The 17,935-nt window shown below is 29.9% G+C and carries 14 protein-coding genes; 13 read left to right on the top strand and 1 reads right to left on the bottom strand.

The window, feature by feature from the left end; genetic code table 11:
* Positions 1-47 precede the first annotated feature (47 nt).
* The gene (locus ACX6CF_RS04910) at positions 48-731 is read right to left on the bottom strand and encodes a Crp/Fnr family transcriptional regulator (RefSeq protein ID WP_458784186.1); all 684 of its coding nucleotides are present in this window, start codon (positions 729-731) and stop codon (positions 48-50) included.
* Between the two features lie 173 nt (positions 732-904).
* Here ACX6CF_RS04910 and nikB point away from each other — a divergent pair, with 173 nt between their 5' ends.
* From nikB to ACX6CF_RS04845, 13 genes are all read left to right on the top strand, one after another.
* On the top strand, positions 905-1,846 hold the full coding sequence (gene nikB / locus ACX6CF_RS04905; RefSeq protein ID WP_458784185.1) for a nickel ABC transporter permease: 942 nt from the start codon (positions 905-907) through the stop codon (positions 1,844-1,846).
* Entirely contained in the window at positions 1,846-2,679 is an 834-nt protein-coding gene (locus ACX6CF_RS04900) for an ABC transporter permease (protein WP_458784184.1), read from the top strand. Before nikB ends, ACX6CF_RS04900 begins: the two co-directional genes overlap by 1 nt.
* On the top strand, positions 2,672-3,466 hold the full coding sequence (locus tag ACX6CF_RS04895; protein WP_458784183.1) for an ABC transporter ATP-binding protein: 795 nt from the start codon (positions 2,672-2,674) through the stop codon (positions 3,464-3,466). The genes ACX6CF_RS04900 and ACX6CF_RS04895 overlap by 8 nt, the downstream gene beginning before the upstream one ends.
* Positions 3,460-4,263: an ABC transporter ATP-binding protein gene (locus tag ACX6CF_RS04890; protein WP_458784182.1), complete on the top strand. Its 804-nt coding sequence runs from the start codon at positions 3,460-3,462 to the stop codon at positions 4,261-4,263. The genes ACX6CF_RS04895 and ACX6CF_RS04890 overlap by 7 nt, the downstream gene beginning before the upstream one ends.
* Before the next feature lie 68 nt (positions 4,264-4,331).
* Positions 4,332-5,294 (top strand): helix-turn-helix domain-containing protein, encoded by a 963-nt coding sequence (locus ACX6CF_RS04885; protein ID WP_458784181.1) that lies wholly within the window; start codon positions 4,332-4,334, stop codon positions 5,292-5,294.
* A 239-nt stretch (positions 5,295-5,533) separates the two neighbouring features.
* Entirely contained in the window at positions 5,534-7,144 is a 1,611-nt protein-coding gene (locus tag ACX6CF_RS04880; RefSeq protein ID WP_458784180.1) for an ABC transporter substrate-binding protein, read from the top strand.
* A 66-nt stretch (positions 7,145-7,210) separates the two neighbouring features.
* Positions 7,211-8,959 (top strand): ABC transporter ATP-binding protein, encoded by a 1,749-nt coding sequence (locus tag ACX6CF_RS04875; protein WP_458784179.1) that lies wholly within the window; start codon positions 7,211-7,213, stop codon positions 8,957-8,959.
* Between the two features lie 2 nt (positions 8,960-8,961).
* Positions 8,962-10,707: an ABC transporter ATP-binding protein gene (locus ACX6CF_RS04870; protein ID WP_458784178.1), complete on the top strand. Its 1,746-nt coding sequence runs from the start codon at positions 8,962-8,964 to the stop codon at positions 10,705-10,707.
* Positions 10,708-10,971: 264 nt separating this feature from the next.
* Positions 10,972-12,342, top strand: coding sequence for an MATE family efflux transporter (locus ACX6CF_RS04865; protein WP_458784177.1), 1,371 nt, complete (start codon positions 10,972-10,974; stop codon positions 12,340-12,342).
* Positions 12,343-12,389: 47 nt separating this feature from the next.
* On the top strand, positions 12,390-13,406 hold the full coding sequence (locus ACX6CF_RS04860) for a methyltransferase (RefSeq protein ID WP_458784176.1): 1,017 nt from the start codon (positions 12,390-12,392) through the stop codon (positions 13,404-13,406).
* Positions 13,407-13,444: 38 nt separating this feature from the next.
* Positions 13,445-15,112 carry a nickel ABC transporter substrate-binding protein gene (gene nikA, locus ACX6CF_RS04855; protein WP_458784175.1) on the top strand — a complete coding sequence of 556 codons (1,668 nt, stop codon included), beginning with the start codon at positions 13,445-13,447 and terminating at the stop codon, positions 15,110-15,112.
* Positions 15,113-15,393: 281 nt separating this feature from the next.
* The gene (locus tag ACX6CF_RS04850) at positions 15,394-16,374 is read left to right on the top strand and encodes a helix-turn-helix domain-containing protein (protein WP_458784174.1); all 981 of its coding nucleotides are present in this window, start codon (positions 15,394-15,396) and stop codon (positions 16,372-16,374) included.
* 169 nt (positions 16,375-16,543) lie between these two features.
* The gene (locus ACX6CF_RS04845; protein ID WP_458784173.1) at positions 16,544-17,557 is read left to right on the top strand and encodes a methyltransferase; all 1,014 of its coding nucleotides are present in this window, start codon (positions 16,544-16,546) and stop codon (positions 17,555-17,557) included.
* Positions 17,558-17,935 lie beyond the last annotated feature (378 nt).

Below are 17,935 nucleotides of genomic sequence, written 5' to 3'. Positions count from 1 at the left end.
AGACAGAGAACTTACATAATAAAATCAAAGGGTATAAAAATGATATGTTAATCGTTCAGAAGGTTTATTAGGCAATTTTTATTCACAATAGTAATATCCCTATTTTTAATATGTATAAAATTTTGATTACAAAGTAATTTTAATTCTCTAAATAAAGATGGTCGGGATACATTTAGGTGTTCTGACCATATTTTTTTTGAATAAGGCAATTGAATAACGTTATCATATTTATATTCGTCCATAAGATATAGTAGTGAAAAGGCAATTTTTTGTTGAATAGATGAATAAGATAATAATTCTGTTTTTAAATTTAATAAATGTATTTGGTTGGCAAATAATTCTAAAATATTTTTTAATAAAATAGGATCATTATTTATTAAATGAAAGATGTCTTGTCTAGAAACAAGCAAAATTTTGCTTCTGGTTTTTGCTAAAATATCACAAGAGTATGTATTTAGTTTTGAAAAAACAGAGCATTCTCCAATAGATTCTCCTTTTTCTTTGTATAGGACAATGATTTTTTTCCCAGAAGCTAAATTTTTTTCTATTTCAACTGAACCTTCTAAAATAATACCAACATACTCGGATTTTTGGTTAATTCTAAAAATTGATTCCTTTTTTTCATAATATTTTATAATATATTCAATTGAAGATAAGGAATTATTAATTTCATCTCGAGGTATGTTTTTAAAAAGAACGGAATTATAAAGTGCATCAACTATATTTTTCATATTAACTTACATTCCTTTCGCTTTTATAAGGCGCAAACCATATTATTCTCCAAAAACGTATCTGTAGATACTTCAAAAATAAATGTATATGTAGTATTATACTATATTATTGGGTAAATGAAAATGATTATCAATATTATAGAAGTTAAAAGAATAGAAAGGATGTGATTGTATTGAGCGCATATATTAGAAAGAGATTGATAGGACTCATTTTTGTGCTTATAGGAATTACATTTTTTTCATTTGTGCTTGCTAATATTTCACCTATAGATCCAGCGGAAGCGTATATGAGAAGAAGTACACAAAATGTAACTCAGGAACAAATTCAAAGATGCAGAGAAGAAATGGGGTATGACCTACCAATCCACAAGCAATATTTTAGGTGGGTTTCAAATGTAATAAGAGGAGATTTTGGCGAATCATTAGCCACTGGAAATCCTGTAGCTATGGAAATTTCAAAAAGATTTCCAAAGACATTGATGCTTGTAGTTGTAGCACTAATTATGATTATTATCATTTCAATTCCTATAGGAATAATAAGTGCAAACTACAAAGACAGTTTTTTTGATCACTTAATAAGGGTGATGACTATTTTTGGAATTTCCATACCAGGGTTTTGGCTTGGTTTTATGCTATTATATTTGTTTGCAGTAAAGTTGAAATTGGTTTCTGTAGTTGGGAATGGAGAAATGAAAAATATTATTTTACCTGCAATTACATTAGCAATTGGTATAATAGCATCAAATATAAGGTTTTTGCGTGCTAATATGCTTGAGAACATGAATATGGATTATGTAGTATATGCAAAAGCTAGGGGCATTTCTAATAGAAGAATCATATGGAAACATGTTTTCAAAAATGCATTGCCACCATTGATTACTTTATTTGGGCAGACAATTGGTTTCATGATAGCAGGTACGGTTATTGTAGAAAGTGTTTTCTCGTGGCCAGGATTAGGAATCTTTGCTATTAATGCAATTGCTGCAAGAGATTTGCCGTTTATTAGTATATATGTATTACTCATGGCCGTTATTTTTGTTGTGTGTAATTTATTTGCTGATATAATTAATATTTTTCTGAATCCTCAAATGCTGAAAAAGGGTGGGGGATTGTAATGATAAGAAAAATAATTAAGAATAAGCAAGCCTTTATTGGATTAGTGATGATTTCATTTATAGTAACTATAGCGGTATTTGCGCCTGCAATTGCTACAAATGATCCAATGAAAGTAGATGTAGTTAATAAATTCCAAAATATTTCAAGTGAATATCCTCTAGGAACGGATCAGTTAGGAAGGTGTGTATATTCAAGACTTGTATACGGTGCAAGATATTCTCTTGGAATTGCAATACCGATTTTATTGATAATTTCAATTTTAAGTATAATTATAGGAACGAGTATAGCTTATATTGGAGGAATTGTTGATAGAATATTTATAGGGATATGTGATATATTAATGGCTTTTCCACCACTAGTTGTTTTATTGGCATTAGTTGGTGCATTAGGACAGGGAATATTAAATTTGGTAATTGCAATGATTTTATCTATGTGGGCATGGTATGCCAAAATAGTACGCAGTTATGTTTTGGTTGAGAAAAATAAAGATTATATAGCTTCGGCAAGAATTGCGGGAAGCACAGATATAAAGGTTATATTCAAACACATTATTCCGAACGTACTACCATCCTTAATAGTTTTTTTTAGTATGGGAATAGGAAGTATGATATTGATGATTTCAGGATTCTCTTTTTTAGGAATGGGCGTTGAAGCTGGGAGACCGGAATGGGGTGCAATGTTAAGTGGTGCAAAACAATATATTTATTCAAGACCTTATATGATATTTTACCCTGGGTTTTGTATTCTTTTTACCGTCGCTGGATTTAATTTATTTGGTGAGGCATTAAGAGATATTACGTCATCAAAACAAGAGGTGTATAAAAATGAATAATAATCTTTTGACAGTGAAAGATTTGAAAATAAAATTAGCAAGTGGGAAATCTTTAGTTAAAGGTGTTTCTTTCGAGATTCAAAAAGGACGTGTGCTTGGAATTGTAGGAGAAAGCGGCAGTGGAAAAACTCTTACATGCAAAGCTATTATGCAATTGCTATCTGAAAAATTATTTACTGTAACAGGATCAGTAGAGTTAACAAACAGAAATATATTAAAAATGACTGAAAGAGAAGTTAACGCAATTAGAGGAAGAGATATTTCCATGATTATGCAAAATCCTATGACTGCATTTAATCCTGTGATTAAGATAGGAAATCAGATAATTGAAACTTTGAGATCGCATTTAACAATCACTAAGAAAGAAGCATATGAGATGGGAATCAAAGAACTAAAAAAGATGAATCTAAAAAGAGTTGAGGAAATCATGAATAGCTATCCATATACTTTAAGCGGAGGAATGTTACAAAGAATAATGATTGCAATATCTTTGATGCTGAAACCTTCTGTAATTATTGCGGATGAAGCAACGACAGCAATAGATGTAAAAACACAATCTATTATATTATCAGAATTTGAGAAAATGAGGGATAATAATATTGGATTGATTATAGTATCTCATGATTTTGGAGTAATAGCGCAGATTGCAGATGAAGTCGTCGTGATGAAAGATGGAGAGATCATTGAAAGCGGAATAGTGTGTGATATATTCGATAATCCAAGAAGAGAGTATACTAAGGAACTGTTATCAGCAAGATTTTTAAGAGAAGAGGTGGAATTGTGCTAAGAATAACGGAGTTGTACAGAGATTATTACGCAAAAGACAAAAGTGGAAAGAAGATGAAAGTAGAAGCTGTAAAAGATGTATCTATAACCTTTAAAGAGAATAGTAGTTATTGTTTGGTGGGAGAAAGTGGTTCGGGAAAGAGTACTTTAGCAAAACTTATTATGGGAATAGAAAAGCCAACTTGCGGGGAAATATTCTATAAAAATAAATGTATAACTAATATGAGTAGAAGACAGTTAAGAACAATTAGAAATGAAATACAGATAGTATTCCAAGATAGCTACAGTGCACTTGATCCTAGAATGAATATATACGATAATATTGCAGAACCTATAAGAAATTTTGAAAAACTTAGCGGTAAAGAAGAGAGAGAAAAAATAGAGATACTTATTAATGAAGTTGAACTTAATGTTGATTCTTTAAAGAAGTTACCGAGTCAGCTTAGTGGAGGACAGCAAAAGAGAGTTTGCATAGCAAGGGCAATTGCGGCTAAGCCAAAATTTATAGTATTTGATGAATCTGTAAGTGGGTTAGATGTAACAGTACGGAAAAAAATATTAGATTTAATTAAAAAGTTGAGAAAAGATACAAAAAGTACATACATCTTTATAACACATGATATAGATGTAGCTTTTTATATGTCTGAAAATATTGCAGTAATGAAAGACGGAGAAATTGTTGAATATGCAAAAAAAATAAAATCATTAAGTGATTTTAAACATGATTATTCAAAGATGTTGATTGATTCATTGCCTCCACGTTATCCAAAACAGCGAGATTATCGAGAGGCTATATAGGAACTTGACTTGCTATGCCAATGGGATGATATAATAGAATATGAGTTTTGTTAAGGGATGAAATAAATATGAATGATATAAGAAAAGAATTTACTATAAAAAATCTTGTAGAAGTAAAGGAAGAAAGTAAGAATAAAACTATATATAATATTTTTTCCAAATATGGAAGCGGAAAAATTAAAATGTATGAAATAATAAAGGGTTTATATTTAATATATAGCAATGCAAAATATATTAAAAAGATAGAAAACATGACACATGAAGATTTTTTGAGTCCAGTTATTAACATCAATTATATTTTAGAAGGATCTTTTAGCATATATCCCAAAAATGGTAGAAGAGTTATTGCAAATAGAGGATGCAGCATGTATTACGCAGGAATAGATGAAAGTTTTGACGGGGAGTGCAGTAAAGATAAAGAATGCCAAAGTATAACAATTTTTTGTTATATTGATGAAATACAAGAATCTATGGAAAAAATATTAGGGATTTCAAAAGAGAATTTAAAAGAATATTACAATAAAATTTCCAAAAGAAAAGAGATTTTGGTAATAAAAACTGATGCACTTATCACGAGTCATGTAAACGAAATACATAGACTTATAACAACTGACAACATAGAATTAATTAAATTACGAACGATAGAACTTTTACTAGAAGAAATGAATTATTATGATTCTTTTTTAATAAGAAAGAAAAAATACTATGCCAGAAATTTGATTGAAAAAATTGAAAGGATAAAAATTTTGATAGATGAAGAATATAATCAAGATTTTACAATTAAATATTTATCTGAAAGAGAAAATATAAGTATCACATCTTTAAAAACATGTTTTAAAGAGATATATGGAAGTTCAATTTATGCTTATAAAAAACAATGTAGGATGGAAAAATCGAAGCAGTTGCTTTTAAAAACAGATTTGAGGGTTTATCAAATTGCGCATCAAGTTGGGTATCTAGGTACTGAGAAGTATACACAGGCATTCAAGAAAACATATGGGCTAACTCCTACTGATTATAGAAAAAAATAAAACTCTAATAAGAATATATTATATCTTCTGTGCACATAGTTCAGAAGATATAATATATTTTTTTGCTTTCTTATAGGAAGTAGGAAGTACTTTTAAGCATATGAAATAGAAGGCATAGCCTTTTTTCTTGATTGTCTTTTTGGGCAGAATTTAGGCTTTTTGGCGATGGTTTTTATAAAATCATAATGATAAACTCTTATAAGTTAGGCGACGTTAATAATGAAAGGAGAATATAAAAAATGATAAAAAAATTATCTGTATTATTGTTAGTTGTAGGGATAATGTTACCTTCCATAGTTGGCTGTACAACTACAGATGTTTCAACTGAAACATCAAAAGAAATTGAGGAAATAATCATGTGTGAAAATTCTGACTTCACTACTGGGTTTTCAGCTGCTTCATTTCATGAAAGTAAAGGATTTTTTCATTATCTTACAAATATATACGAAACTTTAGTTAATTATGAAAATGGAGAGATTATTCCTGGACTTGCTGAGACTTGGAAAATTGAGGGTAATGAAATTACATTCAATTTAAGAAAAAATGTGGAATTTTCTGATGGTACAGTTTTTGATGCAGAAGTTGTAAAAAAGAATTTTGAAATGATTCCAATCATATTAGGTTATGGTGCAGCAACTTTTCCTTCATTAAATAAATTAGAGAATATAGAAGTGATTGATGAATATACTGTGAAATTAACAATGGAGCAAATTTATGTGGGAACGTTACAAGAATTCACAACAGTTCATACACATGGAATAATGTCACCAAAGGCATTAACAGATGAGGGTTTGTCTGAAGAAGTGAATTCAAAAACTTTTGGAACAGGACCATATATATTAGATAGCTTTGTTAAAGGACAAAAATATACATTTATTCGCAATGATGATTATTGGGGGGAAGAACCCGCTGTGAAACAATTCACAGTAAAAATAATACCTAGTATGGAAGCAAGAATAATGGCACTTAGAGCTGGAGAAATAGATATTATTGTAGGTGCGGATAAGATTACTTATGATTCTTTTATTACTCTTAAAGAGGATAGTAAATTTAGTGCAAAAGTATCTGATGGAGATGTTTGTGGTAGAACCTTAATACTCAATACTACAAAAAAACCTTTTGATGATAAAAATGTAAGGCTTGCCTTAGCTTATACAATTAATAATCAAATAGTATGTGATAATATATTCTACGGAATTGAAAGCAAAGCAAAAACTCATCTGAGTTCTCAATTACCATATTGTGATGTTGATTTTAAACCATATACGTATAATATTGAAAAAGCAAAACGATTATTGGATGAAGCAGGTTATATTGATTCAGATGGGGATGGGATAAGAGAAAAGAATGGACAGAAGTTAGAAGCTGAATTATTATACAAAGTTGGGTTAAGTATCAATGAAGATTTATCACTAGCTATTGCTGGACAATTAAAAGAAGTTGGTTTTGCTATCAATCCAAATGGTCTAGATGTAATGGCTTGGTATACCAAAGGTTGTGAAGGTGAGGCGTCGATGCTTGTATATGAGACAATGGGAATGCCCTTTGATCCATTTATAGGCATACAAACTATGTCTGAACTTACACCGAATCCAGATAATGCATACCTTGCAGGTTTGTTGCAATATCCTACAATTAACTCAAAGCTAATAGAGTTGACAACTACAGTGGATGAAAGCTATGCACAAGAAATATTTGATTATGTACTGAAGACTGTACATGAGGAAGCAGTATATGTACCTATTTCATATATGAAAGAGCTGGTAGTATTTAATAGTGATATTATAAAAGATTATAAATTCAAGGGACAAGATAGACAGATTAATGTAACAGGTATTATACCAAATTAAAGTTTCAATAAAATGGGAAGTAGTTATATATTAACTACTTTTTTATCTTAAAAGAAGGAGAAGAATATGAGAGAAATAAAACAAGTTTTTTCTTATGCAAAGGAATATAAAAACAAAGTATATTTATCAATTATAACTGCAACAATTAGCGTTTTAGTTGGTGTTATGCCTTATTATTTTGTTCATAAAATAATTATGAGTTTATTAGATGATATTCCCCCAACAATTAATTATATCTTATTAATGTCAGCATTTGTTTTGCTTTGTTTAGTTATGAAAGCATTGTTGTTTTATATGGCTACATCTGCTGCTCATGAGGCAGCTTATGATACTCTAATGGGTATGCAGCACAAACTTGCAGATAAGATCATAAAAATACCAATGGGCGAAATTAATAAAAAGAGTTCGGGAGAATTTAAAAATATACTTGTTGATTTAATAGCAGACATGGAAACGATCCTAGCTCATATCATACCTGAAGGAATATCAAATGTGGTAGGAGTGTTAGTTGTCATTTTATATGTGTTTATACTTGATTGGAGAATGGGTTTGTTGATTTTGGCAGTAATACCTATTGCAATGATTCCATTTTCACGTATGATGAATGGTGGCAACGAAAAGATGGCGAATTATTTAAAAGCATCAGGAGAAATGAACAGAAATATTGTTGAGTATATTAATGGTATGGAAGTCATAAAGATATTTAATCAAACAACATCGTCATTTAAAAAGTATACTAGGTCTGTTGAAAACTACAAACAATTTACACTTGCATGGATGAGAAAAATATGGGCACCTACTGCTGCATTTCATGTGATACTGCTTTGCACAGTTGTTTTTATTTTACCAATAGGAGCTTTATTTTATATTCAAGATACACTTTCACTAAGTACATATATTTTATGTTTACTACTTTCAATTGGTCTTGGTAACCCTCTTTGCATGATTGTAGAGCATGGTTCGAAAATGAGATTGGTAACAGAAAAAAGCAAGTTGATTGAAGGTGTCTTTAAAATAGAAGAACTTAAAGTTAACAATAAAAATTTGAAGCCACAAAACTACAATATTGCTTTTAATAATGTTACTTTTGCATATGAAAAAAAAGATGTCCTACAAGACGTTTCATTTAAAGCAGCAGAAAACACGGTTACAGCTCTTGTTGGAGCATCTGGTTCAGGAAAATCGACTATAGCAAAACTAATAGTAAGATTTTGGGATATTAAATGTGGAGAAATAAAGATTGGAGATATTAATATACAAGACATATCCTATGAAAACTTAATGGATACTATCAGTTATGTATCTCAAGACATATATCTTTTTAACACTTCTATTATGGAAAATATACGTATGGGCAGACTTGAAGCAACTGACGATGAGGTCATAGAAACAGCAAAGATCGCTCAGTGTCATGAGTTTATCATGAAAACTGAAAATGGCTATAATACAAATATTGGAGATAGAGGAGATAAACTGTCAGGTGGACAAAAACAGAGATTGTCTATAGCAAGAGCGATACTAAAACATGCTCCTATAATAGTTCTTGACGAAGCAACTGCTTTTACAGATCCGGAAAACGAAGACAAGATACAAGAAGCATTAAATGGTTTAATTAGAGGAAAAACTCTTATTGTAATAGCCCATAGACTATCTACGATTATAGATGCTGATAATATAATCTTAATTGATGATGGCAAAATCTCAGCACAAGGCACGCATAACAATCTGCTTGAAGAATCAGGTATCTATAAGTCTATGTGGGAAGCTCATACCCAATCAACGAAGTGGGACATTACAATAAAGGAGAGAAATTAATTATGTTTGGAATTATTAAAAGGGTTTTAAGCATTGCTGAAGAATTTGCAATTGATTTAAAGTTAGCTTTTGTTTTTGGCTTTTTTGAGGGCGTCTTTGGGAGTATTCCTATTTTGGCAATATTGTATATATTAAACAAAATGATTGATGAATCTATTTCAATGATAAATATAGGGGTAAGTATTGGTATTGTTTTGATTGGAATGATTGGTAGATATATTTTTAAACGACTTATTTATTCTCATCAAAATAATGTTTCTTATAAAATATTTGCAAGAGAAAGATTAAGAATAGGTGAAAGACTAAAAAGATTTCCTATGGGCTATTTCAATGAAGGTAATTCAGGAAACGTATCAGCAGTAATAACATCAGATTTAACCTTTATTGAGATGATGTCAATGAGTGCTTTGGAAAAAGTCGTTAATGGGTATGTAAGCGTTATTATTGGTTGTATTTTACTTTTATTCATAGATTATCGAATTGCTTTGATTTCTATTGGAGTTATTATATTAGCATTATTGATATTGAATAAAATTCAAAAGGTAGGTAAAAAGCAATCCTATATCAGACAAAACACACAATCTGAATTAGTAGCTGTTATTCTAGCATACATACAAGGAATATCAGTAATAAAAGCATTTAATTTGACAGGAAATAAATCGAAAGCTACTAAAAGTGCATTTAAGAATTCTAGAGATAATAATATTGAATACGAGAAAAAATTTTTACCTCCTAACGTAGTGTATGAAATTATATTTTATATTGGAATTACCTTAACTATATTTTGTGCATCATATTTTTATTTAAAAGGAAGTTTATCATTGGCAATTGCATTGATGATGATAATATATGTTTTTCAATTTTATATACCATTAAAGTTATTAGGTGGAATAACAGGGCAAATTAGGGTTATGGAAGCCGGTCTTGATAGATATGATGCTTTAAAAAATACAGAAATAATTGATAAAGACGGTAAAGATATTAAACTTGATAGATTTGATATAGAGTTCAAAAATGTAACTTTTGCATATGAGGAAAAAGAAATTTTAAAGGATATAAGTTTTAAGATTCCTGAAAATAGTATGACAGCACTTGTTGGGTCGTCAGGCTGTGGTAAAACCACAATTGCGAACCTTATTGCGAGATTTTGGGATGTACAAAAAGGAGAAGTATTAGTCGGTGGAGTTAATGTTAAAGAAATGAATTGTGATGGTCTTCTGAAAAATATGAGTATGGTATTTCAAAAGGTATACTTATTTAATGATACAATTTACAATAATGTGAAATTTGGAAAAGCAGATGCAACAAAAGAAGAAATAATAGCGGCTTGTAAGAAGGCACGGTGCCATGAGTTTGTTATGGAACTTGAAAATGATTATGACACAATGGTTGGAGAAGGAGGATGTACCTTATCAGGTGGTGAAAAGCAGAGAATTTCTATTGCTAGAGCTATCTTAAAAGATGCACCAATAATATTACTTGATGAAGCAACTGCAAGTGTTGATCCTGATAATGAAAAGTATATACAAATGGCAATTAATGAACTTGTAAAAGATAAAACTCTTGTTGTTATTGCCCATAGATTGGCTACTATACGTAGCGCTGATCAAATACTTGTAATTGATGAAGGCAAACTTCTTCAAAAAGGAACTCATGATGATCTTATAGAAGAAAAAGGTCAATATAATGATTTTTGGGAAAGACGAATGAATGCAAGAAGTTGGAAAATCAATACGGTTCTAGATTAATAAAATTGTATAATTAAATATATAAATTTGAAGATGAAATCAAAAAAACATACAACAAGTTCTATGAAAATATAGAGCTTGTTTTTTTCTTATAGAAAAGTATTACTTTTATAACGGACAAATCCGCTTTGCGGAACGAGGCATAGCCTCTTTTGTTTTTTCTGATTGGATAAAGTTTTTTCTTTTTGGGATTGAAGAGAGTCTTATCAAAGTTTAGTATAGGGATAAGTATTTTATGTTTTCAGCACACTGAAAGGAATGTATATGAAAATGAATAATCAGAGAGAAAAATTGTTAACATCGGATATGAAAAGTTTGTTTTATAAGTTATCAATTCCGGGAATGATTGGAATGATTGTTGTAGGACTGTATAATTTAGTCGATGCTATTTTTGTAGGACAATTAGTTGGCAAGGCAGGAGTTGGTGCGATAGCATTAGTGTATTCTGTTGTGTTGGTTAATCAATCCATTTTGACACTTATCGGAAGTGGAACCATGTCGGTGTTATCAATATCGATGGGACAAAAGAATGAAAAAACAATTGATAAATTATTAGGAAATTTAATTATAAGTATATTAATTGGTTCTGGACTTCTTACAATAGTTGTTTTTTTTAATATTGATAGCATAGTGAGCTTCATAGGTGGACAGAATGAGGTTCATAAATATGCAGTAAAATATCTAAGAATACTATCACTGGGATTTATTCCAGCGGCTATGGGTCCAGCAATGAACTTTTTAGTTAGAGCAGAAGGAAAAATGAAAACTGCCATGGTAATTGTCGGAGGGGCAGGAATATTAAACATAATATTAGATCCAATATTTATAAGTGTTTTAAAAATGGGTATAGAAGGTGCGGCTATAGCAACAGTAATATCACAAGTATGCTGTATGATAGCACAATTAATTTACTTTGGAAAAGGTAAAAGCGTAATTAAATTAAACAAAATGAAATTAAAATTATCAAAAGATATTATGCCACAGGTGATGAAAATAGGAGTTTCACAAATGATGATGTTGCTTGTGGGTATGCTTCAACAGATAGCATTATATAGAACACTTCAGGCTAATGGAGGAAACAATCAAGTTGCTCTCATGGGAGCAAGCTATAAAGTATTTCAATTTTCATATATTGCTATATGGGGATTAGGACAGGGAATGCAATCTGTTATAGGTGTAAACTATGGAGCAAAAAATTATGGAAGAATAAAAGAAGCTTTTAAAATATTTACACGTAAAGGACTTGTGTTTTCAAGTGTTTTCTGGCTTATCTTTATGATATTTCCAAATCAAATCCTTAGTTGTTTTATTAAGGATGTTAATTTAGTACAATCAAATGTTAATTTATTTAGAATAATGAATTCTATATTCTTTGGCTACATATACTTTCCAACAGTCATTAATTTATTTGTTGGATTGGGAAAAGCAAAAGAAGTAAGTACATTAGTGATATTTAGACAGGTAATATTCTTTTTGCCATTAGTATATATATTACCTAAACTATTAGGAACAACAGGTATTTGGATTTCGTTACCACTTTCAAATGTTTTTGCATTACTATTAGGACTATATTATAAATCTAAAATATTTAATGGCGAACTATCTGTAGTAGCAAGTAATAATTGTAAGAATTAAAGTGAATATATAAATATTCAATAGTATATTATGAAAGGACGATTAATATGAAAAAATTTCCACAAGTAGATGTTAGCTCAAAAAAACTTCATGATATGATTTTAACACCTATTTATTCAAAAATATTATTAGCAGGGATTGAACTAAATCTTTTTTCACACCTCATTGAACCTATTAATTCTGAGACTATTGCAGAAATGCTTGATTTACATAGGGATAATACTAAACATTTATTAGATAGTTTAGTTTCTGTTGATCTACTAGAAAAGAAAGATGGTATGTATAGAAATACTGATATTACTAATACTTTTTTAGTTAAAGGTAGTGAATTATATTTGGGAAAATTCTTTAGAGACTGTAGTGAAATATGCAGATATGAGGAATTAGATATAGTAAGACTTGTGAAAGAAGGTCCTGAAAAGTCTTCACAAAAGGATACAAACTCAGGCGTACAGCAGGGAGATTATTCTTCCATGATGGTTAATTATCAACGTGCAGGTAGTGCTCAGCAAACGGCAACATATGTTTCGAAGCTTCCTGAATTTAAGAATTTTAATAAGATGCTAGATTTAGGAGGGGGACCAGGTCTTTTGGCAATGGCTATTATTAATGAACATCCAGATATGAAGGGTATAATATTTGATACACCTTCAACAATAAAGGTTGCTTCCGAGCTTATTAAAGAATATGAACTTGAAGATAGAATTGAAGTCTTAGGTGGCGATTATATGAAAGATTCTATTGGTAAAGACTATGATTTTATTTTAGCATCAGGGACATTGAATTTTGCAAAGAATTCATTAGATTCAATTATTATAAAAGTCTATAATGCTCTGAGTCCAGGAGGCGTATTTATGTGCATCTCAGATGGATTAACGGATGAATCGACTAAACCTGAAGAAATTGCTTTAAGGCAGCTGCCAACTAGACTTATGGGATGTAATATGAGTTTTGAACAAGGAGTTATAAGTGATTCGATGCTTCGTAGTGGTTTTAAATCTGTGTTTAAACAAACCATTCAAAAAGATATTGGAACAATGGATGTGGATATCGCAAGAAAATAGAATTTGTGAAATATTTTAAAACGAAAGGAGAAACCTAAATGATAAAAAAAATAGTTTCGATTTTTATTGCTGTATTAATGATTGCGTTACTAGCTGTGGGCTGCAAAACTAACGGGGACACTCTAAAAACTCAGGTGAATGTAAATGACACGGCAGGGACAACTAGCCAGCAAAGTAAAAATGATGATTTGAAAAAGGAAATAAAAGAAATAGTAATGTGTGAAAGTTCTGATTTCAGTGGCGGATTCTCGACCTTTTTAACAACTAAGGGAGTGGGGTTCATGTATTATTTTGGTAATTTTTATGAAACGTTGATTAACTATGATAATGGAAAGATTGAACCTGGTCTTGCAGAGTCATGGGAAGTTAATAATAATGAAATTACATTTTATCTAAGAGAGGGAGTAAAATTCTCGGATGGGTCAGACTTTAATGCGGAGGTTGTAAAGGTTACTTTTGAAATGATCCCAAAAGTACTCGGAGAACAGTATGCTAATAATTTTGGAGTACTATCTAAATTAGAAGAAGTGGAAGTAATTGATAATTACACGGTGAAACTCAAGCTATCAGAACCTTATTATGCTGCATTACAAGAATTGACAATGGTTAGACCAATGGCTATGATATCCCTTAATGCTTTTACAGAAGAAGGTTTGTCTGATGAAACATATTCTAAAACATTTGGAACGGGTCCATACATGTTAGAAAGTTTTGTAGAAGGACAAGAGTATACATTTGTCAGAAATGATAATTATTGGGGTGAGCAACCAGCGGTTGAACAATTCGTTGTAAAAGTGATACCTGATATGGAGTCAAGAATAATGGCACTTAGATCAGGAGAAATAGATATTGTTGTAGGTTCTAATAAAATTACTTATGATGCGTTTTCAGAATTTAAGAATGGTGACAAATTCACTGCAAAAGTATCTGAAAGCATAGTTAAAACTAGAGATGTATTACTCAATACTACAAAAGAGCCTTTTGATAATAAAAAAGTAAGGCTTGCTGTTCAATATGCTGTTGACAAGCAGTCAATATGTGACAATGTACTTTATGGGATTGAAGAGAAAGCAGATTATTTTTTGAATTTTAGATTACCCTATTGTGAAGTAAATATTGAGCCATATGTTTATAACAAGAGGGAAGCCGAAGAATTGTTAGAAGCTGCTGGATGGTTGAAAGTAGAAGGAAGTGACATTAGAAAAAAGGACGGACAAAATTTAGAGGCTGAGATATTATTTAGAACTGGAAAGGGTGTTGAAGAAGATATAGCCTTAACTCTTGCCGCACAACTAAGAGAAGTTGGATTTGATATTAAAGCTACTGGATTAGAACTATTGAATTGGTGTGGGAAAGCAGCTCAAGGTAAGTTTGTAATGAGCATAAGTGAAACATATGGGATACCATATGATCCATATACAATTATGAGGTATATGAGTGGTTGTAGTCCTGATAATGCGGCTCAGCAAGGATTATCTAATAAAACAGAAATAGACTTACAGATAAGTAAATTATCAAATATAATTGATGAAGTTAAAATTCAGGAAATATATGACTACATTTTGATAACATTACATGAGGAAGGAGTAACTGTTCCCATTTCATATATGAAGGAACTTGTAATATACAACAACGAAAAAATCAAAGAATATAAGTTTAATGGGCAACCTACAAATATCCATGTATCGGGTATTGTACCTAATTAAATGATTTTGACACTATAACCATAGTTAATAGAATTACTATGATTTATATTATCAGCGTTATACATAGCTTTAAAAAATGACTGAAAACTTTCGGAGGAAAGTTTTCAGTCATTTTTTAGTGTGTATAATTATTGATAAATAATTTATAATCTATTTTTAAATTATTTTCTAGTATTACTTGAAAATAATTATCATTATCAATATAATATATATATATGGATAATGATAATATAAATGATATTAGTATTTTAATAATACATTAATGATAGAAGGTGAAAATTATGCGTAAGCTTGAGGAAAAAAAATTAGTAGTAGGTAAAATCATTAATTCGCCTCAGAAATATGGTGATAAAATGGTAGCTACTGTATCACCAAAGTATGGTGAAGGATCTTTTATTAGCTATAAAGTTATGAATGGAGTAGATATAACATATAATGATTTCAAAACATATAAATCTTTTGGAGAAGAGATGAACGTAGATTATAAGAAAAATGTTATAATAATGAACTACTGCGTAGAAGGAAAATTCAAGTATGAATTCACAGATAACAGATCTGCTTATATACGTAATGGAGATTTATCTTTTTGGGGATGTGAAAATACAGTTAAATCTGCAGATTTCAGCCTGAAAAGATATAAAGGCATAACGATTGTATTTACCCTAGATGAGTTTGAAGTTTCACTGGTACAAATGTTAGGTACATCTCAAATAAATATACATATGTTTGCTAGTAAAATATTTGATACAAAAACTTGTCTTGTAGGTACGCCAAATCATGAAATAGCAAATGTTCTAGGCAAACTATATTCTTTACCAAAGCAATATACTATAGATTACCTTAAAGTTAAAATCATAGAACTACTAATATTGATGTCTATAAATAATAATAACTTTAGATATGAAGAAAAAAATTATTTAACTAAAAGATTTATTGGAAAAATAGAAAAAATAAAAAATGTAATTGAAGAACGATATGATGAACATATTACTATAGAAGTGTTTGCAAAAATGACAAATACTAATACAACGTATCTAAAAGAAGGATTTAAATACGTTTATGGAGATACAATTAATTCATACAGAAAAAAATATAGAATGCACATAGCAGAGGAATTACTTAAAAATACGGATTATAAAATAATTGATATAGCTACAGAGATAGGGTATTCTAGCCCTAGTAAATTTACAAATACTTTTAAAGAAGCTTTTAACATGACACCTACAGTATATAGAAAAATATACAACAAGTTCAGAGAATAATTACAGAACGTATTATTTAATTTCTGATTGGGTAAGGGCTTTTCTTTTTGGGATTGAAGATAATTTTATTAAAGTTTAATATAGTGATAAGTTATTGTGAAATGATATAACTTGGAGAAAAAACAAGTGTTCAATTGCGATAAAATATATTATATAAGGAGTAATAATGATGCAATATTATAATTATGAGAAAAAAAATTGTAAAAAAATATTTGATATTACTGTAGGACCCTTAAAGGAAAAACTTCTTATGGCAGCAATACAACTAAAAATATTTGATTATTTGATTCAACCTAAAACTGTTCATGAAATAACTGATATTCTTGGGTCTAATAGGATTAATACGGAGCTCTTTCTTAATGCATTGGTCTCACTAGATTTAATTGAAAAGAGCGATGGAGTGTATAGTAATACTGCAATAAGTAAAGAAATATTTTTAAATGGGAATGAATATTATTTAGGCGAACATTTTCTATCAACACGTCACTGGTATAACATTGATTTACAAGAGCTTACAACATTAATCATAAATGGTCCTTCAAAAACGATGGATATCAGTTCAGAAAAAGTTTGGGGAAAGCAGGCAAAACTTTCAGCTAATTATCAGAAATTTGAAGCTGTTCAACAAGCTTCTAAACTTGTTTCTTCACTACCTGAATATCCAAGTTTCAAAAAAATGTTAGATCTTGGAGCTGGATCTGGAATAGTGGGAATTAATATAATAGAAAATCATCCAACTATGAAAGGGGTTCTTTTCGATAAACCTATTGTGGCTAATGTAGCTAATGAGTTTGTTTCTAAATATCACTTGGAAGAACGGATAGAGGTTCGTAGTGGTGATTATATAGAAGATGACATTGGTAGTGGATATGATTTGGTATGGGCTAGACTCACTTTCAATTTTCACCAACAACAATTAGAAACAATCATTCGTAAAGTATATGATTCATTGAATACAGATGGAGTATTCATTTATTATGGTGATGGAATAAAGAATGAAATGACTTATCCACAGGAATCAGTTATGCATATGCTGATAGGGAGTTTAAAATCTGCTTATCCCCTTAATCTAGCTGAAGGAAAGGTGGCAGAAGTTATGTTGAATTGCGGCTTTAGATCTGTTAGAAGCAAAACTATTATGACTAATTCTGGAGAGATGGATATAGACATTGCAAGAAAATAATATAAAAAGGTAAAAAGCAAAATTTCTTAAGATAAAGAGATTTTGCTTTTTTAGTTTACAAATATTTAATTTGTTCTAGTCACAATAAATAAAAAATTTAGAACTTGATGGTAATTTTTATATATCTAAAAACAGAAGTAAAATATATACTTGATAAATTAATTAAAATTAATTTTAGTTAGCTAATTTAATATTGGCATAATAAAAGTACTTCGCCAAATAATTTATAAATAATACACTAAAACATAAAAAAATACGCCCAAATATAGTGGAATTAACATAAAATAAAATGATAAATTTGAAAATGTTATTGACAAAACTACCTAATAATGGTAAATTAATAAACATAAGTTAACGAATGTTAAGTAACATTATTTG

The organism is Vallitalea sediminicola, assembly GCF_054408565.1.
Note: the sequence above shows the minus strand (reverse complement) of the source record. Positions and strands in the feature narration are given on the sequence as shown.